Here is a 19,983-nt window from a genome sequence, read left to right as displayed (position 1 = left end):
ATGTCCCTCCATTCATTTTTGTCTTTACATTACTCTTGGTTTTCTTGTGCATCTTTCAACGATTTTTCAGATTTTTCTTTTTCTTCTTGCTCTTTGGCATACTTCGCTAAAGCATCAACTGTAATTAAATCCTCGTCTTCATCATCCATATCACGCAATTCAATTTCTTGATTTTCTGCATCAAGAACGCGCATATCTAGACCTAGTGCTTGCAACTCTTTTACTAATACGCGGAATGATTCAGGAACACCTGGTTTTTGGATTGGTTCACCCTTAACGATTGATTCGTAAGTTTTCACACGTCCAACTACATCATCCGATTTATACGTTAAGATTTCTTGTAATGTATAAGCAGCACCGTAAGCTTCAAGAGCCCAAACTTCCATTTCACCAAAACGTTGTCCACCAAATTGTGCTTTACCACCAAGAGGTTGTTGCGTTACTAATGAATAAGGTCCAATTGAACGAGCATGTAATTTATCATCAACCATGTGAGCAAGTTTCAGCATATACATAACCCCGACTGAAATACGGTTGTCAAATGGTTCACCGGTACGTCCGTCATAAAGAACTGTTTTCGCATCGCGTGCCAGACCAGCTTCTTCAACTGTACTCCAAACATCTTCTTCATTGGCACCATCAAAGACTGGTGTTGCCACATGAATATTCAATGAACGAGCAGCCATACCTAAATGAAGCTCTAATACTTGTCCGATATTCATCCGAGAAGGTACCCCTAATGGGTTTAACATGATATCAACTGGTGTACCATCAGGTAAGAACGGCATATCTTCTTCCGGCATAATACGGGAAACAACCCCTTTATTACCGTGACGACCCGCCATCTTATCTCCTTCATGAATTTTACGTTTTTGGACAATATAAACGCGAACTAACATATTAACACCTGGTGCTAGCTCATCGCCGCCTTCACGAGTAAAGATTTTAACGTCATGAACAATACCTCCGCCACCGTGAGGAACACGTAATGATGTATCACGAACTTCACGTGCTTTTTCACCAAAAATAGCGTGTAATAAACGTTCTTCAGCTGATAATTCAGTCACACCCTTAGGTGTTACTTTACCAACTAATAAATCGCCGTCTTCGACTTCAGCACCGATACGAATAATACCCATTTCGTCTAAATCTTTTAGTGCGTCTTCACCAACGTTTGGTAATTCACGTGTGATTTCTTCAGGTCCTAATTTTGTATCACGTGCTTCTGATTCATATTCTTCAATATGAATTGATGTGTACACGTCATCTTTAACTAAACGGCGACTCATAATAATCGCATCTTCATAGTTGTAGCCTTCCCAAGTCATGAAGGCAACTAAGACGTTTTGGCCTAATGCCATTTCGCCTTCTTCCATTGAAGAACCGTCAGCTAACGTATCATTTGCTTCAACTCGTTCTCCTAAGCGAACGATTGGACGTTGGTTGTAACTTGTACCAGCATTTGAACGATGGAATTTAATCACATTGTATTTATCTAAGGCACCGTTATCGCGGCGAACGCGAATTTCTTTAGCATCAACGAATTCTACAACACCGTCATGCTTACATAATAAAGCTGCTCCCGAGTCATGTGCTGCCTTATACTCCATACCTGTCCCAACAAGCGGTGAACGAGGTTGAATTAACGGCACGGCTTGACGCTGCATGTTTGCACCCATCAAGGCACGGTTAGAGTCATCGTTTTCCAAGAAAGGAATACAAGAAGTCGCAACCGCAACTACCTGTTTAGGCGAAACGTCCATGTAGTCAACTTTGTCAACAGAAACCTCTAAGTTTTCACTTTGCAAACGAGCCATTACAACTGGTTCAGCAAAAGTTCCATCATCATTTAATGGTGAGTTCGCTTGCGCTACCATATAGTGATCTTCTTCGTCAGCAGTTAAATAATCAATACGGTCGGTAACACGACCACTCTCACGATCAACACGACGATATGGTGTTTCAATGAAGCCGTATTTATTAACTTTGGCATAACTTGATAAACTGTTGATTAGCCCAATGTTCGGTCCCTCAGGCGTTTCAATCGGACACATACGACCATAATGCGAATAGTGAACGTCACGAACTTCGTATCCGGCACGATCACGAGTTAAACCACCAGGTCCTAAGGCTGATAGACGACGTTTGTGTGTCAACTCACCTAATGGGTTTGTTTGGTCCATGAATTGTGATAACTGAGAAGAACCAAAGAATTCTTTCATTGAAGCCACAACCGGACGAATATTAATTAATTGTTGCGGTGTTAATGTTTCAGTGTCTTGAATTGACATACGTTCACGAACAACACGCTCCATACGTGATAAACCAATACGAAATTGATTTTGTAACAACTCTCCAACTGATCGAATACGACGATTTCCTAAATGGTCGATATCATCCACTTTACCGATACCTTCCATTAAGTTAAAGAAATAGCCCATTGTTGCGATGATATCAGCCGGACGAACTGTTTTAACCGTTGCATCCAAATTACCGTTACCAATCATATTTACAATGCGTTCTGGATCTTTAGGTGACACAACTTTAATGACTTGAATCGTCATCGGTTCCGTCACAACACCATCTTCTGAAGGGTAGAACGTAACATTGTTAATACCAGCATCCAAGTAGCTTTCTAAATCTTCCATCACTGAGTGAGTGATAACTGTCCCTTTTTCAAGAACAATTTCACCAGTTTCAGGATCGACTAACGTTTCACCCAATGTTTGATTTAATAAGCGTGTTTTTAAGCTTAACTTTTTATTTACTTTATAACGACCTACATTTGCTAAGTCATAGCGCTTTGGATCAAAGAAACGAGCATTTAATAAGTTACGAGAACTCTCTGCTGTTTTAGGTTCACCTGGACGTAGACGTTCGTAAACTTCTTTCAAAGCTTCCTCAACTCGTGTACCACCAGTTTCCTTTTTAACATCTTTAGAGATTGTTTCGATTAGGCTTTCGCTTTCTCCAAAAATTTCTACAATTGTACTATCATCGCCAAAACCTAAAGCTCGAACCACAACAGTTAAAGGCAATTTACGGGTACGGTCGATACGTGCGTAAGATAATCCTTTAGCATCTGTTTCTAATTCCATCCACGCACCGCGGTTAGGAATAATTGTTGTACCAAATCCTTCTTGACCGTTCTTTTCTGTTTTTCCATTAAAGTAAACTCCAGGTGAACGGACTAACTGAGAAACAACAACACGTTCCGCACCATTGATGATAAATGTTCCCATTTCCGTCATCAGTGGAAAATCACCAAAGAATACTTCTTGTGACTTAATTTCACCAGTTACTTGATTATCTAAACGTAATGTGACATGAATTGGTGCTGAATAATTTGCATCGTGAGCACGTGCTTCTTCAACAGTGTACTTAGGTTCTTTCATTTCATAGTCAACAAACTCCAATGATAATTTGTCGCTAAAGTCTGTAATTGGAAGAATGTCTTCAAACATTTCTCTTAAGCCTTCATCCAAAAACCATTTGTACGAATCTGTTTGAATTTCAATTAAATTAGGCAATTCTAGTACTTCACTGATTCTAGAATAGCTACGTCTTTCCCGGTGTTTTCCGTATTTTACTACGTGTCCAGCCAAATTGGTCACCCCTCTGAGTTTTTTAAATAACTTTATATTACAAATATTAAGATTACGTTACATTAAACGTAATATTTCTCTTTTAGGAAAAAAAAAACCAAAAATAGAACCAGATCTTTCAAATATGACCTATCTATTTTTGTTTCCCATTCATTTTAAAGGAATATGGACAATATTTCATACCCTTTAACGTTAATAACATAAAGCATTCTGCAACTATCCATTTTATCCTACACAACAATAATTGTCAATAGAAAAAAAGAATAACTGCTAAGCAGATTATTCTTTTTCACTTACAATAATATAGTAACCTTTATCTTTTTTGACAATTTCAGCGTTGCCAAACGTTTCCAACATCTTCTTTTCTGCACTGGGCGCTCCCTGTTTTTTTTGAATAACAATCGTTAGAGTTCCGCCAGTCTGCAATTTAGCATGTGCGCCGCTGATAATCCCATGTACGACATCTTTTCCGGCACGAATCGGCGGATTACTGACAACGGCAGCAAAATTTTCTTTTGACACGTCGTCATATATATAAGAAGAATAAATTGAAACATGCTTAACGTTGTTCACTACTGCATTTTCCTCAGCTAATGCTAATGCCCGTTCATTCACATCCACCATATCTACTTCTCGACCAGTCTTTTCAGCTAACGCCAAGCCAATTGGTCCGTAGCCACAACCCACATCTAAAATACCTCCATCCGGCAAATCTTGATCATTGAATGTATTAATTAATACCCGTGAACCATAATCAACCGTCCCTTTAGAAAACACGTTACTGTCAGTTATAAATTTAAATGTTCTCCCTGCTAATTCAAAAGTCCATTGTTGACGATCATGTGCCTGATCCGGGTTACTGCTAAAATAATGATTACTCATCTCGTTAACTCCTTTTTCTCAATTCACTGGCCAAGAGTCGGCCTAATAAAAGATATCCCTGATTCGAAAAATGCAGTCCATCAGCTTGCCATAGGTTATCCAGATTTATTTGTTCTTGCATTTGACTGAATAAATCCACAAAGGGTATCTGATTTAAAATAGCTAATTCCTTCGCTATACCATTATACTCATTTAACCGACGAAAAGGACGATCATCCTCATGCTGAATACGACGAACTAAAGGAGGACCAACTAAAACTATTTTGTTAGCACCAATATCTTGAATAATCGTTTGGAGATTTTCACGATACTCATGTTCGTCAATACCTGAACCATCGGCAGCATCATTGGCGCCAAAAAATACTGTCACTACGTCTGGGTGATACTTTATCACATGCTGCTGTACTCTTGCTAGAGCACGGCGAGTAGTATCACCAGGTATCCCAGCATTTATCACTTCTACATCTGGAAAATAACGCTGAATCTGGTCATTTAATTTAAGCGTCATCTCACCATCATAATATCCTGCTGTTATACTGTCACCAAATAAGATTATTTTCCTCATATAAATTGACCCCCAACCTTCGATATCTAAAATCATCTATGATATAATCGTTACGACCTTATTATATAATAGGATATTCGTTAAAACAAAGGAGAACATAACTATGACAAGTCATACCTTTAATCAAAAAAAGTGCCGCGAATCCCGTGTCATTCAAACTCATCGAATTTTTCCAGCTGATTTAAACTCTTTCGGTGCACTGTATGGTGGAAAACTAATGTACTTTATTGACGATTCTGCATCTGTTTCGGCATCTCGTCACGCAAGGCAACATGTAATGACTGCTTCAACAGACTCATTAGACTTTTTGCACCCTTTGTTAGAAAATCATTCCGTTTGCATTGAATCTTATGTAACCGGAACCGGAACAAAATCGATGGAAGTTTTTGTCAAAGTTATCGGTGAAGATTTAACAAATGGTAAGCGCTATTTAGCTGCAACATGTTTTATGACTTTTGTTGTAGTAAAGCCTACTAATTCTTTCACAACAGTACCAGAAGTTATTCCAGAAACAACAGAAGAAGTAGAGATCACCAGAGGATATAAAGAACGACGTGCGCAGCGATTAGCTTTACTTCAGGAGAACAAACAGTTCGCTAATCATATCTCTTTAACCATCCCTTGGGTGATCGATTAACAAAATAATACAGGAGCTTATAAAATGCGAGAACCCTTAAATTACTACCATATATCCCGTAAGGAATGGCAAAGTTTTTACCGAAACGGCGTACCACTTCTTACTGATGACGAATTACAAGAAATAAAAAGTGTAAATGATCAAATATCACTACAAGATGTGCAAGATATTTATATACCGCTAACACACTTGATTCATTTATACCGTAAAGAATATGAATCACTTTATTTAACACAAGGATTATTTATGCAGCGCTTTGTGCAACCGGCTCCATTTATTATCGGTATCGCAGGTAGCGTCGCCGTCGGTAAAAGCACCACTGCACGACTACTTCAAATGATGTTATCACGCACTTTAAAAAGACACCATGTCCAAATGATCACCACTGATGGGTTCTTGTACCCCACAGCTGAACTTGAAAAGCGTGGAATTTTAAATCGCAAAGGTTTTCCTGAAAGCTATGATATGGAACGGCTAATTGACTTTTTAAATGCTGTTAAAAACGGCGAGGATAATCTTAAAATCCCTAAATATTCTCATGAGATTTATGATATTATTCCCGGAGAGTATGAAAGCATCGAACAACCCGATATTTTAATCGTCGAAGGTATTAACGTATTACAATCTCCACAAAATCAGCAAATCTATATCAGCGATTTCTTTGATTTCTCTATATTTGTTGATGCTGATCCAAAACAAATCGAAAAATGGTATTTAGAGCGCTTCACCGCATTATTAGACCTTGCAAAAGATGATAAAACTAATTATTATTATAACTATGCGAATGGTCCTCGTGACGATGCGATTCATTTTGCTCGAAATATTTGGCAGACTATTAACCAAAAGAATTTGGAAGATTATATTTTGCCGACTAGAAGCCGAGCTGATGTCATCATGCATAAAAAAGAGAACCATGTTATTGACGAAATCTACCTTCGCAAATTTTAACTAAACTACACAGAAAGATAGGGTGAAACCATTGACCAACATGTCAGACTTTAAAGACTTGGAAAAAATCATCGTTCTTGATTTTGGCAGCCAGTACAATCAACTAATCACACGCCGCATTAGAGAGTTTGGTGTCTTTTCAGAATTAATGAGCCATAAAATTACTGCCGCAGAAATTAAAGCAATCGCACCTAAAGGAATTGTTTTTTCTGGTGGACCAAACAGTGTTTATGATGAAGACAGCTTCTCAATCGACCCAGAAATTTTTGAATTAGGTATCCCTATTTTAGGTATTTGCTACGGTATGCAATTAATGACACACAAGTTAGGCGGAACTGTCTCAAGTGCTGACAGCAAAGAATACGGTAAAGCAATGCTTGATATATCTTCTAATACAAGCGAATTATTCAAAGATCTGCCGGTACACCAACAAGTCTGGATGAGCCACGGCGACTTAGTCACAGAAGTTCCTGCTGGCTTTGAAGTTGTTGCGACAAGTCCTAACTGTCCTATTTCTGCCATGGAAAACCACGCTAAACAAATGTACGCTGTTCAATTCCATCCAGAAGTCCGCCACTCAGAATTTGGTAATGACTTATTACGTCACTTTGCTTTTGATATTTGCCACTGTAAAGGCGACTGGTCAATGGAAAGTTTCATCGACATTGAAATTAATAAAATCCGCAACTTAGTCGGCGACAAAAAAGTCTTGCTTGCACTATCTGGTGGAGTCGACTCAAGTGTTGTCGGTGTCTTGCTACAAAAAGCAATCGGCGACCAATTAACCTGTATCTTCGTTGATCACGGTTTACTCCGTAAAAACGAAGCCGAACAAGTGATGGAAAGCCTAGGCGGAAAATTCGGCTTAAATATTATTAAAGTTGATGCTAAAGAACGTTTCTTGAACAAATTAGCTGGTGTTTCTGATCCTGAACAAAAACGTAAAATTATCGGTAATGAATTTATCTATGTCTTCGATGATGAAGCTGCTAAATTAGACGGTATCGAATTTTTAGCTCAAGGTACGCTTTATACTGACGTTATTGAAAGCGGAACTGACACTGCCGAAGTTATCAAGTCTCACCATAACGTTGGCGGACTGCCAGAAGATATGGCATTTGAACTAATCGAACCTTTGAACACATTATTTAAAGATGAAGTTCGCGCTTTAGGTACTGAGTTGGGCATGCCGGATTCAATCGTTTGGCGTCAACCATTCCCTGGACCTGGTCTAGGTATCCGTGTCATCGGTGAAATTACTGATGAAAAATTAGAGATTGTACGCGACAGCGATGCTATCTTACGCGAAGAAATTGCTAACGCCGGTTTAGACCGCGATATCTGGCAATACTTCACAGTCTTACCGGGAATTCGTTCAGTGGGTGTTATGGGTGACGGTCGAACTTACGACTACACTATCGGTATCCGTGCCATTACTTCAATCGACGGTATGACTGCCGACTTCGCTCGTATTGATTGGGAATTACTGCAAAAAATCTCAGTTCGTATCGTGAACGAAGTGGCTCACGTCAACCGTATCGTGTATGATATTACGAGCAAACCACCTGCAACTGTTGAGTGGGAATAGTATAAATAGAAAGCCTAGGTGTTGTTAATTCAGCTTTCCTAGGCTTTTTTCTTTTATTTGGTACCTTCTTTGGTAACTATAACGTATTATATACGGTAAAAGGAGTATGAAAAATTGAACGATAATACTAGTGAGCAAAAATCTTTAATTACATCTTTGGAAGCTAAAGAAAAAGAACTGAACAATGAAATTTCTAATTTAGAAGAGTTTCTTTTTGGGCCCTTCGATGAACCTTCATTTGACGATGGTTATGAGGAATATATCAAACAACAAAATCAACATCCTCAAGAAATCGAATATAATCGCAAAGTGCAACAATTAAATAGAGTTCAAGAAGAACTCGGTAATATAAAAAGAGATATTTTTTTAGAGGAAAATTTAACTAATATAGTTAAAAATTCTACAAAAGTAATTAATTCTGATTCTCTGGAAAGAGATAAATTAGCTCAAAATTTAGCTAATTTAATTAAGGAACAAAAACAGGATTCTAATTTAAGTATCGGTATTTTAGGAGAATGGGGGAGTGGGAAAACTACTTTTCTTAATCTAATAAAAAAGAACCTAGAACCTAGTGATACTGTTATTAATTTTGATGCTTCTCAATATGACGACCAAGAACAAATTTGGTATTCTCTTCTTTCCACTGTTTCAAACAAATACTTATCTAATGGGAATGAATTTTCACAAAAAGTAAAATTTATTCGTAAAGTATTAAAAGAAAAAAAAGAACTCTCACTTATTTTCATGCCTTTATTCACTATATTAATTCTTGTTATTTTGTTAACATTCTTTTTAATGTCAATTAAAGATTTTTCAAAGACTAATCCTATTTTACAATCTTTCTTGGCAGTAATAAGCACTGGTGTTGGCTACATAGCATTAGAATCTATAAAAAAATCATATCAGTCATTAGAAAAATATTTTGTTTCAAGAAATGAACAGCTATTAAAACAACTCAAATACCCTGATTATAGAAAACTTTTGGGAACTAGAGATAATGTCAGAACTGAACTGGCTATTTTCAAAGATTTAATTATAACAAAAAAAACTAATCAGAAAAATATTGTAATCATGATTGATGAACTTGATAGATGTTCTGAAGAAACGATAAAAAATTTCTTCTCTTCAATTGATGCTTTCATAGATATTCCAGGAATAATTTTTATTTTTTCATTTAATCCTAATATAGTATATCCTGCAGTAGCAAGAATTTCAGAGACAGAACAGAACCCTAACAATAATATAGGAGTGGAGTTTGTTGAAAAATATATCAACTTATTTTTCACACTTCCCTCAGTAATATCCTACAAAAATTACGTAAATTCACTTTTAGAAGGTATCTCTACTGAGAATGATATAAATGACTTAAGTAAATTGATAGATTTTATATCAAATATTAAAGAAATCAGCCCCAGAGAAGTAAAAAAACTTCTTGACTTATCACTAATATACCATAAGGAATTTACAAATTTTTGTTACTCTGAATTTTCAATTGTTCTCATATTACAATACTATTTTTCTATTTTTGATAATTTAAAAAAGGGAATAATAGATCGAACTCAATTTTCAAAATTAAATTCATATCAATTACGGAAAGTAATAACTAATGACTTTTCAGATGACCTATTGAAATTAACTATAAAATTATTACCAGATATAAATATAGAAACACTTAATAGAAATATAAGTGAAATCAATAAGATTTTAAAATATACAAAATACTAGATAATTTATGTAAATTATTTTGAAATATACTGATTGCCATTCCAATCCATTAAACTCTTATCTAGTGTTTTAATCCTGATTAAACCATTTAAATTATCTGCTACTTCTCTATCTATCGTTGGATATAGATGAGAATATGTTCCTAATGTTATTTGAATATCCGAATGGCCCAATCGCTTTTGTACAGCTAAGGGATTAGCATTTAGCTCATTTATTAGTAAACTCGCATGACTATGTCTTAATCCCTTTGGTTGTATTTCCTTTACATGCGCCAATCTAGCATGTCTTCTCACAATCCTATTTATTGTTGACTTTCCTAATGGTGCACCCGTATAAGAAATAACAAAATCATATTTCCCTATAAATTCTTGATGTTTTTTCCATTCTCTTAAAATAGATATGGTATCTTTATCTAATGAAATTATTCTTCTACCTGCTTCAGTTTTCATTTTAGCTTTTCTCGTCCAAACATCACTGTTTGTAAAATCTAAATTATGATAAACCTTAATTTGAGCATTAATAAAATCAATATCATCCCAATATAATGCTGTCAGCTCATTTACACGTAACCCTGTCATATAATACATAAAAATCATTGTAAATGACATATGCTCATAAAAATCTTTTATATTGAATGTTTCAATTACTTTTTCAAATTCTTCTTTTGTCCAAAAATCTACTTCGGGTTTCTTTTTCGGTATACCTTCCACAATTTCAACTAAATTCTCTTTTAGCAATCCATGTTTTTTAGCATGCTTCAAAGAACGTGAAAACATTCCGAACTTTAAACGAGCATAATTCTGCGAGTGTTTTTCCAATAATTTATTTTTATAATCTAAAATATCTAAAGTTGTAATATCTCTTGGTTTCTTTTTCCCAAACACCTCTTTTAATTCAAGTAAAACACCTTCCCTAGATTTCCACGTAGAAGGCTCTACACCATTTCTATATTCTGGAATATAGTATTTATCCATGAACTGTTCATAAAGCATGTGAGCATTGGTTAATGCACCTAAATCATGCTTTTTCTTCAACACTGCTGTTCTTGCTTCATGCGCTTCGCTTGCAGTTCTAAAACCTCTACGATGTTCCGTTATGGATTTCCCTGTCGCTCTATCTGTTCCTAGCTTCACTCTATAACCAAAAGTCCTATTATTTAAGTTTTGATATACTCCTGTGTATTTCGTTTTTCTCGTTCTCTCATTTTTACTCATTTAAGTTACCAAACTTTACACCAATGATTTCTTCAACTTGTTTTTTAGGAACTACCCCAAGCCTTTTATTTAAATATAATGTTTTCCCTTCTGCTACTAACATTACTTTAGCTTGTCTAATAATAGATTGAGCTGTTGACTTGGGGAATCCTAAAGCTATTAGGTCATCTTTATTCACTGTCGTCATATACAAGAACCTCACTTTTCTATTAATGTCTATATTTCTTTGAATGACTAGTTTTCTTCAACAATAATACTTTCTGGCTCATTCAATATTCTTTTTAAACATACTTTTTGTTTGTCTGAAAGTTCGGATAAAGTTTTATTTTCAAGCATTACTGCCCACCAAATAGTTGTGTCTATTGAACAATCCGGACATGTTCTGGGACTTATCATCTTAAATTCATACATTTTAGGTGGATAATCCCAACCTAAATCAAATGCAACTTGAGGATTGTCGTATATCTCCGTTCTGTCACAATTCTCGCAAATATATTTAAGTTTCATCAAAAAACCTCCAATTTTTTTTTATTAATACTAATCTCCCAAAATTTTTTTGCAAAAATCTACTAAATTGACCTTTTGAGGTACATCATAACAATACTCAATGTTTTGTATTGCTATTCTAAAGCCATCACTTAAATCCACTTCACTGATATCTTTAGCTAATTTGTTATATTTAGCTTTCGAAGCTTTTCCAAGCTGAGAAAATAATTCTGGTGATTTATCCTTAACAAATAAAAAAATTTGTTCTTGTGTTGATAAATCTTGCACTGCATAATTTCTTTTAGTAATTTTTGTTTCTTGCAACACATGAAAATCATTTCTAATTTGCTTTTCAATAAATTTTGAACCATTCAACTGAAATTCCATTCTCCAATAGCAATCAAAGCTTCCATAGTAAAATTTGTCGTAATCAGTACCTTTTTTCTTTCTCTCCTTATATTTATCATACATACGGATTTGATACTCACTTTTTGGCGAACCCCAATAAATTGTCTCAATTTTATTATCTTTACCAAAATATACTCGTCTACTAATCGCCTTATCAATTACATAATTTGATAAATCTCTTTCAAAATCAAATGCTATATCTATTCGGGATATTGATACATTATTTAAATTAGGTATAACAAGCCTTTCTATAAATTCCATTTGTTCTTGCCTAGATAATCTTGGGTTAAATTCTAAACGAAAATCTCTAATTCCCATTTTACGAGCTTTTTCTAAATCATGTTCAATAAAAAAATTCCCTTCACTTTCAGCAAATAATTGACCTTTAAAAAAATTCGAATGATAATATTTAATTTCAGAATTGTAATCTAGTAAAATATTTTCTAGCTGTTCCGTTAAATTCCCAACAATCGTCAATCTATCAATATAACAACCAAGATAGCCAAATTTTACTATGTAATCTGAAAGTTGTACTGAATTTTCTTCAACTTTAACTTTGAGGTTCGAATTATGATACTCTAACTGGCTGTTAGATAGAGCCAGTTCTTTTTCTTCACTCAATTTCATTCCCCCAAACTATTAGTTTAAAACTCGCTATGCTCGTTACACTACTAAAATTTAATACAGCAATATCACGCCCACTTGCCACTAGGCTCCGCCGTGGCAGATATTGCTGTAATAAATTAAGTATTGTAAAAGATATTAGTTACTAAATTTTTGGGTCTTTCTTTACAGAATTAACTGGCAAAATATCATCACAAGTCATCCAAATTTTCCCATTAAACTGTCCCATATTAAGCCCCACTGGTTCAACATCACATACTTTATTTGTTTTCATTTGTTCAACTGATACAGTCGGATTTGTTGTTTTAACCTTCACACTAATCATTTCATAATAAAATTTTGAACCCTCATCTTGTAAAGATAAATTAACTCGGTAATCAGTAATTGCACCTGTCTCTCTATCTAGTACAGGTTCATATCCTTTTACTGCTACAAATTTATTCCCTAAAAGTGTTACGTCTAAAAAATCATTTACTTCAATTGCCATTATCAAATTACCTCTTTCTATTTTTATTTTCCTTCGGATTTTCAATCCGACTGGGTTAAGTCGGCACCCAAACCGCCGATGACCTCATATTTTAATTGAAGAGAAAAGCACTCTTCAATTAAAAATCTTACGGTACTGTTATTTCTTTTAAATATATTTTTTTAACTCTTCTATAAAATCAAATTTCTTCATATCAACATAGGGAGATTCCCAATACTGTGCTGATTCTTTCCCACTTCCTTGCATATACAACAATCCTGAACCTTTCACTTCAATGGGTGGTATTATCTCGGGAACAGCTGAACCAAATACCATTCTATACCCTTCTTGTGAATTACTCCCTAAACTAATTCGCAATCCTAAATTATCACGTAAATCTGTATTTAATGTATTTGCTGACATCTGTTGGGCTGAAATCAAGCAAAAAACCCCTGATTGTCGTCCAAGCAATATGATTTGTTTTATTCCGTCCATCACTTCACTAACTACCTCTTTTGATTTTTTATCTGTTGCATTAGCTTGAAAAGCTCCCATTTCATCAAATAAAATCCACACAGGCTTAAATCCATGGTCTGCAAAATTCGAACCATATATAAAATTTTTAGTATCATTCATATATTCATATCGTTTTTTCATTTCCTCCACAGCAAGCCTTACAATACGAGCTATATTGTTTGGTGTTGTTGCTACTCTTTCAATGCCTAAATAGTGCGACAAACTCCCTAAATCTGAATTTTTAGGGTCTGCAATATATAAATTGGAATTCCTTTTTAATAGTTCAATTATCAAGAAACTAATAAAAATACTTTTCCCACTTCCTGTTCCTCCTGATACTAAAATATGAGGACAGTCTACTGGAGAGTAATTTATACCATAGCCAAAGTTTATATTAAGACTTTTATTGATTTGCTCTTTATATGAATTGGTTACATGCAATCTTTTGGGACGTTTTTTCATGTATGTTAAGTCCACATAATCAATATTAACAACTGTTTCCTCATGCTCTAATCCAATTCCTGATGTAATAAATTCAGTGATTTCTGTAGCTTTTGTCGTAAATCTGTCCCCGTTCCTTTCAATACTCAGAAAAATTTTTTCTTCTGTTTCTTTGTACCAAATTCGTATTACGCGGGTAATTTCTTTTTTACTTACTATTCTCTTATTTTCTCTAACTTCACTGAAATTTTCTTCATCGTAGAGCTTATTGCTATGAATGATATACCTAATCTTATTTTCTAATTCTCTATTACCTTGATTTTTTGATTTAATAAACACTTGAATTATTTTTACATCTAAATAAATCATTAGAAAATAAGGAATTATAGGAACTATTTGACCAATTGATTTCCAAAAATAGAAATTCATTGTTAAAAATAGGATTAACAATATCAATCCTCGTATTTTAGGTTCTTTGGGGTACTCCACTAGTATCCAATCTTTAGGCTGAAAAAAACTACTTACTTTATTTCTAAAACTATTCATTAGCAATACCATCTATAAAATTTATAACTTCTTGCTCTTTCCTTTTCTGGTTAATTTTTCTTATTAACCAATCAAACAGACAGAAAAATGTTAGAAAGAATAATAAAAATATACCGAAAATTAGATATATTTTATTCCATGATAAGTAATAAGCTTTGTATATAAAACTTGGATTTAAGAAGATAATTGTTTCCTTAAATGAAAATACATAATTTCGGCTCCATTCATTCAATACAAAATAAAACAAAAAATATAAGCAAGCTGTTCCTATAAAATTTAAAAAATATCTTTTCAAACAACTCATAAACACCTTTCTCCTTTTAACACAGGGCTATTTTACTAGCCCTGATTTTTTTTAATTAATCTTCAACCACAATATATTTCGGTAGCGGTACCCAAATATACATCTGCGGATTATACGGCCAACTCGGATTTTTAATCATGCGCTCTAGTAAACTTTCGCCTGTTTTACGATATCTTAAGCAATAAGCAGCAATGATAAGATGTTCTGCTAATTTCTTCCTCAAAACAGATACTGCTTTTAACTTACAATTATCTCTAAAAAAACTATCAGAAATCTCATCTAACTCAAATTCTACTGATTCATCAAATTTTTTTCTTTGAAGAGCACGCATTACTTCTTCATTGTCCAAAATATTTACTAAATCGCCTTTGCTTACCCCTACTTGTTTAAGCATGACATCTAACCAATTATTATTTTTCATTCCAATCTCTCACTTTCGTTTATTAATATATTCTTCTATTCCTTAATCTTTCTCTATAAATTTGGAGAACGATTTTTCACATCAATATTCATTAATTACTACTCCTTTACTGTTCCTATATTGACCAAGTCATACTCTAAATTGTCTAGCACAGATAGCAGTTCATAAGGTAGTTGTTTTGAATATTTATTAAATAATAGTATCAACTCAGAAATCTCAATCTCTATAATTTTTATTTCTTTACCTTCGCTTGTTTCATAGCTCATTCAAACACCTCCTTACTTTTTAATTTTAATGTCCTTTGACATAATAATACCATTAAAAAAATAGAAGTCAAATTTTATTGTACTCGGACATTGAAATGTTTTTTTTGAAGTAAAAAAAAAGGCCTCTATTTGAGAACCTTCTGTTTATTCTTAACATCATTTTTCATTTCACTAAATATATTTTTAAATATTTCTCTATTAATTGGTGCAATCAAATCTAACATTTTAGCTTCTCCATTTGCGAATATATCATCAATATCATCTACAACTGGGTTAACTAAGCTTGGGTTCTCTCTAATTAAAAGAGCTCCTTTAAAAATATGATGTAATGTTACACCTAAAGTAACGCTTCTTGTTCCTACAAATTGAGGAAAAAAATATTTATAGTTCTCAATAGAAATTTTAATTTGAGGGCTTATTTGAACTCTAATCCTTAAATCTTTATCAGTAATTTCAACATCAGTTTTTATTTTAACTGTAGTTGTATCATTGATTATCTTTTCCCAATCATTTATGGCAGATACTTCTTCTACAGCTCTAGAAATAACAGCAGCTTGGGTAAAATTGCTATTTGATTCTATTTCGTATTTATTTTTTAACATTTCAAAAAAACAAGCTGTTTCTCTTGAAATTCTTGCTTGAAAATAATCCATTAATATCACCTCTTATATTTTATTGTACCATGGACATTAAAACTAGTAAATATCACAAATAAATTATTAACCTACTAATTTTTAAACGGACACCAAAACGGGCACCCTTACAAAGAACATACATAATCTTTTGTATATTTAAAGGATTTACTTTTCCTTTAATCTGTTTACATAGCTTTATTTAGCTTTATCTATTTTAGTGTCCGAGTGGAGTGGGAATAGTTAAAGAAACCGTGAAATCCTTTGATAATAAAGGATTTCACGGTTCTTTTTTTGTAATTGCAACCATTTTGCAACCAACCTTAACAATACCAAGGATAAAAATGAGGAATTGTATCATTTGGTACACTTATCTCTTTTAAATACTGGTGCATTTCAGAGTTTCTATTAGCTACTATAAAATCAAATAGTTCTTTTTCCGTAGCAAAATTTTCACCTTCATAAATAAACAATGGTGGTATCAAGTGGTTATTTGTTTCCAAAAATTTTTCTAAATTAATCAGTCCATCCAGATAACCTAAATCGTAATACATTTGCAAATAATTTTTATTCTTTTCATGTTGATCTACTAAATTGTGATATGAAACTACTATTTTACTTAAATAGCCCGGAATCAAGTAATCACCTTTTTGCCTATTTGCATAACATCTTTGGTACGCATGTATTACTCCATCTTGATATGCTATTGATAATATTATCTCTGGAAAAGAAGCAAGTTTTTCATTAAAATTATCAATTTCATTAAGCCAATCTGTATGAAAATCTGAAGCAACTTGGCTTGCGTATCTTGCAAAATCATATATGTCATCTTCTACAAGGTGTCCTTCTTCTATGAGTATATTTCGTAGAGAATGAATAAAAAACTGGCCATCAGTTATTATTGGAATAATGCGAGAATCTCTATTATTTTCCCATGATCTGTCAACTGTTACTAAATAAAACTGATTAGCAAAATCATCTAATCTTTCAGAAAGTATATCAATAATTTTATTCAAGTCTTCATCACCAAAAGAAAAACCTATAAAAACTACACAATTACTTCCAAGTAGAGTTTTTAAACGATCGCCTATTGGCTCATTAGACAATCTTTCGTAGCATTTATCATAGTCATTAGTTGTAGCCACGATTGATCCAATATTATTTATTGATCCATGAACCTTAAATACTCTTCGGTCAAAAGTATTCCATAATGCTACATCTTTATTATCTACAATAGAAGTGGCCAAGCATTCTTTTTCAAAGTAATCATCCCAATTAGTAGTTACAATAGTTTTGATCTGAGGGATTTTCGAAACCTCTTTATGAAAGCTGGTAGCAGAATTATATAGTTCTGGAAATGACTGAATCCTGTCAAAACGTTCATTTATTTTTCTTATTAATTGTTTTCTTCCATTAGGAACGGTACTACAAAACTTACTCATCAATTCTGAGAAAGCAATATCTGTATCTAAATTTAAACTATATTCGTTATTTAAGAAAGTCAATATATCCATGTAAAAAGATGTAGGCAAAACCGTTTTTGATTCTGTACTTATCCCAGCTCCACAAAATAACACTAATTCATTTTTTTTAACTGATTCAATAATTTCATTAGGCATCTCAAAACTATTATTATTTTTGCACATAAAACATCCACAATTAACTGCACCTATTATTTTTTTCATAATTACCAACTCCTTTAGTTTAGAAATTTCTCTTTTTAAACAATATATCATAGAAAAAGTATTATGACTGTAGATTTTTCATTTCCTTTATATGTTGGTGTTAGTATCAAATCTTAGACAACTTTTCGTAGAGACAAGAATATATTAAACTTATCTACGAGAGGATGATTTTTTATGACCCGATACGAAGAAGATTTTAAACGAATGATTGTAGAACTTAATCAAACTGGACGTTCAGTTCGCTTTTTAGCGAAAGAATATGGCATATCTGAAGCAACTATTTATAAATGGAAAAATTTATATGTACCCAATCAATCCACTGGATTGACTGGAAAAGAAGCAGCCGAATTTATGACATTCCAGAAGGAATGATTCTACATACTGATTTAGGTAGCCAATATACCTCTTTCGAATATGAAGAATGGTTAGCAACAAATAAAATAAGACATTCCTATAGTCGTAAAGGAATGCCTTATGATAATGCAGGGATTGAATCGTTTCATGCGTCATTAAAGAAAGAAGAAGTTTACACAACAAGCTATTTAGATTTTGAAGAAGCCAATCACGCCTTATTTTGTTATATTGAGGGATTTTATAACCGTAATCGAGTCCATAGTTCGATTAACTACTTAACACCACATGAATTTGAAACACAAGAAAAGTTTAGAATGGCTTAACTGTCTCTACAAAAATGTGTCTAAGATATTGACCTAGATCCATTATTTAAAACTCACCTAAATTATACAGCCAACCATCCACTAAATAAAGAAATTATTATTAATTAAATATAACAAATGATGTTATTTTTTAAATATTGTCCTGTACCTGATATCGTCTTAGTCATAAATCAAAAAAGAATTTTATCAACGATACTGTCAGTCACAGCTCCAATATAAGTAGCCAAAAACATTGCCACTCCTGAACTGCGAATCGCCAAAATTAAAATATCCGTCATCGAGTTAGAAAAACCGCCAAAGAAAATAAGACGAACCACGCACTAACTAGAGAGCCTGTCAGCGAGATAAGTATTCAAAAAAACAAAATTGGAAAATGAATACGTAATAATTGATTTATTTTTTGAACTATCTACTTGTATTCTCTAACTTTTGGTGGAACAAAATTAGCAATAAACGATTTAATTTCATCTAGTGAATTTGCAAAAAGTATCTTATCAAAATCTTCTTGCGTTAAAAATCCCTCATTAACCATGACTTGATATTGTTGCTTAAGTGGGTTAAAGAATCCTTTGTGATTGATCAACACGCACGGATTGCTATGTTGCCCTATCCTTCCCCATGAGATAACTTCGGTGATTTCTTCAATTGTTCCAGGTCCGCCTGGTAATGCTATATATAAATCAGCAAATTCAATCATTTTCTTCTTTCGTTCATGCATATTTGGTACAACAATAAGTGAAGTAAGATTGTCTTTTGCAAGCTCACGTTCTACTAAAAAATCAGGCATAACCCCCGTAACTCTACAGCCAGATTGAAGAACAGTTTCTGCAATAACTCCCATTAACCCTACATTTCCACCACCGTATATAAGTTGATATTGATTATCTCCAATCCACTTACCTAAATCTTTAGTAATTTGCCTATATTCATCTGAATTTCCATTACTTGCTCCACAGTACACAGCAACATTCATTTATAAATTCTCCTTTTAGCATAATGATACTTCATGCTATTATAAACTAAAAAACTAATTTTATAAATAATAAAATTAGTGAATATAAATCCTGGATCATCAATTTTATAAAAAAGAAATTGATATCAGTATGATTCATAAAATTTAGATTTTTAATGGAAAAACTTAGGCATATATTTGATCACGTACTCATCATTTCAGATAAATACAATATTTCAATTTTACTTGACGAAATAATTGAATATCACTAAATAAAATAAAACTTGAAGAAAGTTTTAAAGATGAGTAATTAAAATTGAATATATGAAACGTGGGCACTTCCAACAAGAAGTTGCTATTTTCACACAATTTTTTAAAGACTACTTTAACAAAAG

20 protein-coding genes and 1 pseudogene are annotated in these 19,983 nt (G+C 33.3%); 6 read left to right on the top strand and 15 right to left on the bottom strand.

Annotated features, from left to right (window positions below; all coding sequences use genetic code 11):
- Positions 1 to 29 precede the first annotated feature (29 nt).
- From rpoB to CBF37_RS03675, 3 genes are all read right to left on the bottom strand, one after another.
- Positions 30 to 3,605, bottom strand: coding sequence for a DNA-directed RNA polymerase subunit beta (gene rpoB / locus CBF37_RS03685; RefSeq protein WP_165866626.1), 3,576 nt, complete (start codon positions 3,603 to 3,605; stop codon positions 30 to 32).
- A gap of 279 nt (positions 3,606 to 3,884) precedes the next feature.
- Positions 3,885 to 4,487, bottom strand: coding sequence for a class I SAM-dependent methyltransferase (locus CBF37_RS03680; protein WP_125983366.1), 603 nt, complete (start codon positions 4,485 to 4,487; stop codon positions 3,885 to 3,887).
- A gap of 4 nt (positions 4,488 to 4,491) precedes the next feature.
- Positions 4,492 to 5,052 (bottom strand): SGNH/GDSL hydrolase family protein, encoded by a 561-nt coding sequence (locus CBF37_RS03675; RefSeq protein ID WP_165866625.1) that lies wholly within the window; start codon positions 5,050 to 5,052, stop codon positions 4,492 to 4,494.
- Between the two features lie 103 nt (positions 5,053 to 5,155).
- Between CBF37_RS03675 and CBF37_RS03670 the strand changes: the two genes are divergently transcribed.
- The 4 genes from CBF37_RS03670 to CBF37_RS03655 all read left to right on the top strand — a co-directional run bounded on the left by CBF37_RS03670 (position 5,156) and on the right by CBF37_RS03655 (position 9,950).
- Positions 5,156 to 5,689 (top strand): acyl-CoA thioesterase, encoded by a 534-nt coding sequence (locus CBF37_RS03670; RefSeq protein WP_125983364.1) that lies wholly within the window; start codon positions 5,156 to 5,158, stop codon positions 5,687 to 5,689.
- A gap of 24 nt (positions 5,690 to 5,713) precedes the next feature.
- Complete coding sequence (gene coaA, locus CBF37_RS03665) at positions 5,714 to 6,637, top strand: type I pantothenate kinase (RefSeq protein ID WP_125983363.1); 924 nt, start codon at positions 5,714 to 5,716, stop codon at positions 6,635 to 6,637.
- A gap of 40 nt (positions 6,638 to 6,677) precedes the next feature.
- The gene (guaA, locus tag CBF37_RS03660; RefSeq protein WP_420824159.1) at positions 6,678 to 8,225 is read left to right on the top strand and encodes a glutamine-hydrolyzing GMP synthase; all 1,548 of its coding nucleotides are present in this window, start codon (positions 6,678 to 6,680) and stop codon (positions 8,223 to 8,225) included.
- Positions 8,226 to 8,339: 114 nt separating this feature from the next.
- Entirely contained in the window at positions 8,340 to 9,950 is a 1,611-nt protein-coding gene (locus CBF37_RS03655; RefSeq protein WP_125983361.1) for a KAP family P-loop NTPase fold protein, read from the top strand.
- A 14-nt stretch (positions 9,951 to 9,964) separates the two neighbouring features.
- Here the strand turns inward: CBF37_RS03655 and CBF37_RS03650 are convergent, their stop codons facing one another.
- From CBF37_RS03650 to CBF37_RS03610, 10 genes are all read right to left on the bottom strand, one after another.
- Entirely contained in the window at positions 9,965 to 11,164 is a 1,200-nt protein-coding gene (locus CBF37_RS03650; RefSeq protein WP_125983360.1) for a tyrosine-type recombinase/integrase, read from the bottom strand.
- Positions 11,157 to 11,351: a DUF3173 family protein gene (locus CBF37_RS03645; RefSeq protein ID WP_125983359.1), complete on the bottom strand. Its 195-nt coding sequence runs from the start codon at positions 11,349 to 11,351 to the stop codon at positions 11,157 to 11,159. The genes CBF37_RS03650 and CBF37_RS03645 overlap by 8 nt, the downstream gene beginning before the upstream one ends.
- Positions 11,352 to 11,398: 47 nt before the next feature.
- Complete coding sequence (locus CBF37_RS03640; protein WP_125983358.1) at positions 11,399 to 11,671, bottom strand: hypothetical protein; 273 nt, start codon at positions 11,669 to 11,671, stop codon at positions 11,399 to 11,401.
- Positions 11,672 to 11,701: 30 nt separating this feature from the next.
- Positions 11,702 to 12,679 (bottom strand): Replication initiation protein, encoded by a 978-nt coding sequence (locus CBF37_RS03635; RefSeq protein WP_125983357.1) that lies wholly within the window; start codon positions 12,677 to 12,679, stop codon positions 11,702 to 11,704.
- 148 nt (positions 12,680 to 12,827) lie between these two features.
- Entirely contained in the window at positions 12,828 to 13,163 is a 336-nt protein-coding gene (locus tag CBF37_RS03630) for a hypothetical protein (RefSeq protein ID WP_125983413.1), read from the bottom strand.
- A 153-nt stretch (positions 13,164 to 13,316) separates the two neighbouring features.
- The gene (locus CBF37_RS03625) at positions 13,317 to 14,651 is read right to left on the bottom strand and encodes an FtsK/SpoIIIE domain-containing protein (RefSeq protein ID WP_240626656.1); all 1,335 of its coding nucleotides are present in this window, start codon (positions 14,649 to 14,651) and stop codon (positions 13,317 to 13,319) included.
- A gap of 359 nt (positions 14,652 to 15,010) precedes the next feature.
- Positions 15,011 to 15,376 carry a hypothetical protein gene (locus CBF37_RS03620; protein ID WP_125983356.1) on the bottom strand — a complete coding sequence of 122 codons (366 nt, stop codon included), beginning with the start codon at positions 15,374 to 15,376 and terminating at the stop codon, positions 15,011 to 15,013.
- A gap of 98 nt (positions 15,377 to 15,474) precedes the next feature.
- Positions 15,475 to 15,642, bottom strand: a complete 168-nt coding sequence (locus tag CBF37_RS11600) for a hypothetical protein (RefSeq protein WP_165866624.1) — start codon at positions 15,640 to 15,642, stop codon at positions 15,475 to 15,477.
- A gap of 125 nt (positions 15,643 to 15,767) precedes the next feature.
- The gene (locus tag CBF37_RS03615; RefSeq protein WP_125983355.1) at positions 15,768 to 16,295 is read right to left on the bottom strand and encodes a hypothetical protein; all 528 of its coding nucleotides are present in this window, start codon (positions 16,293 to 16,295) and stop codon (positions 15,768 to 15,770) included.
- A 302-nt stretch (positions 16,296 to 16,597) separates the two neighbouring features.
- The gene (locus CBF37_RS03610; protein ID WP_165866623.1) at positions 16,598 to 17,959 is read right to left on the bottom strand and encodes an SIR2 family protein; all 1,362 of its coding nucleotides are present in this window, start codon (positions 17,957 to 17,959) and stop codon (positions 16,598 to 16,600) included.
- Positions 17,960 to 18,133: 174 nt separating this feature from the next.
- Between CBF37_RS03610 and CBF37_RS03605 the strand changes: the two genes are divergently transcribed.
- Complete coding sequence (locus CBF37_RS03605) at positions 18,134 to 18,331, top strand: transposase (protein ID WP_125983353.1); 198 nt, start codon at positions 18,134 to 18,136, stop codon at positions 18,329 to 18,331.
- A pseudogene (locus CBF37_RS03600) lies at positions 18,322 to 18,636 on the top strand (transposase); the annotation flags it as partial. The gene CBF37_RS03605 and the pseudogene CBF37_RS03600, both read left to right, overlap by 10 nt.
- Positions 18,637 to 18,806: 170 nt before the next feature.
- Here the strand turns inward: CBF37_RS03600 and CBF37_RS11595 are convergent.
- Positions 18,807 to 18,953: a hypothetical protein gene (locus CBF37_RS11595; RefSeq protein WP_165866622.1), complete on the bottom strand. Its 147-nt coding sequence runs from the start codon at positions 18,951 to 18,953 to the stop codon at positions 18,807 to 18,809.
- A 92-nt stretch (positions 18,954 to 19,045) separates the two neighbouring features.
- Positions 19,046 to 19,609 carry an LOG family protein gene (locus tag CBF37_RS03595; RefSeq protein ID WP_125983352.1) on the bottom strand — a complete coding sequence of 188 codons (564 nt, stop codon included), beginning with the start codon at positions 19,607 to 19,609 and terminating at the stop codon, positions 19,046 to 19,048.
- Positions 19,610 to 19,983 lie beyond the last annotated feature (374 nt).

Source organism: Vagococcus vulneris (assembly GCF_003950515.1).
In the GTDB taxonomy this organism is placed as follows: domain Bacteria; phylum Bacillota; class Bacilli; order Lactobacillales; family Vagococcaceae; genus Vagococcus; species Vagococcus vulneris.
Note: the sequence above shows the minus strand (reverse complement) of the source record. Positions and strands in the feature narration are given on the sequence as shown.

Bases quoted from the DNA above. Each gene is read 5' to 3' on its own strand.
- CBF37_RS03640 (WP_125983358.1), bottom strand. From the start codon at position 11,671: ATGAAACTTAAATATATTTGCGAGAATTGTGACAGAACGGAGATATAC.
- coaA (WP_125983363.1), top strand. From the start codon at position 5,714: ATGCGAGAACCCTTAAATTACTACCATATATCCCGTAAGGAATGGCAA.
- CBF37_RS03620 (WP_125983356.1), bottom strand. From the start codon at position 15,376: ATGAAAAATAATAATTGGTTAGATGTCATGCTTAAACAAGTAGGGGTA.
- guaA (WP_420824159.1), top strand. From the start codon at position 6,678: ATGTCAGACTTTAAAGACTTGGAAAAAATCATCGTTCTTGATTTTGGC.
- CBF37_RS03650 (WP_125983360.1), bottom strand. From the start codon at position 11,164: ATGAGTAAAAATGAGAGAACGAGAAAAACGAAATACACAGGAGTATAT.
- CBF37_RS03605 (WP_125983353.1), top strand. From the start codon at position 18,134: ATGACCCGATACGAAGAAGATTTTAAACGAATGATTGTAGAACTTAAT.
- CBF37_RS03615 (WP_125983355.1), bottom strand. From the start codon at position 16,295: ATGGATTATTTTCAAGCAAGAATTTCAAGAGAAACAGCTTGTTTTTTT.
- CBF37_RS03610 (WP_165866623.1), bottom strand. From the start codon at position 17,959: ATGAAAAAAATAATAGGTGCAGTTAATTGTGGATGTTTTATGTGCAAA.
- CBF37_RS03675 (WP_165866625.1), bottom strand. From the start codon at position 5,052: ATGAGGAAAATAATCTTATTTGGTGACAGTATAACAGCAGGATATTAT.
- CBF37_RS03680 (WP_125983366.1), bottom strand. From the start codon at position 4,487: ATGAGTAATCATTATTTTAGCAGTAACCCGGATCAGGCACATGATCGT.
- CBF37_RS03595 (WP_125983352.1), bottom strand. From the start codon at position 19,609: ATGAATGTTGCTGTGTACTGTGGAGCAAGTAATGGAAATTCAGATGAA.
- CBF37_RS03670 (WP_125983364.1), top strand. From the start codon at position 5,156: ATGACAAGTCATACCTTTAATCAAAAAAAGTGCCGCGAATCCCGTGTC.
- CBF37_RS03645 (WP_125983359.1), bottom strand. From the start codon at position 11,351: ATGACGACAGTGAATAAAGATGACCTAATAGCTTTAGGATTCCCCAAG.
- CBF37_RS11600 (WP_165866624.1), bottom strand. From the start codon at position 15,642: ATGAGCTATGAAACAAGCGAAGGTAAAGAAATAAAAATTATAGAGATT.
- CBF37_RS03625 (WP_240626656.1), bottom strand. From the start codon at position 14,651: ATGAATAGTTTTAGAAATAAAGTAAGTAGTTTTTTTCAGCCTAAAGAT.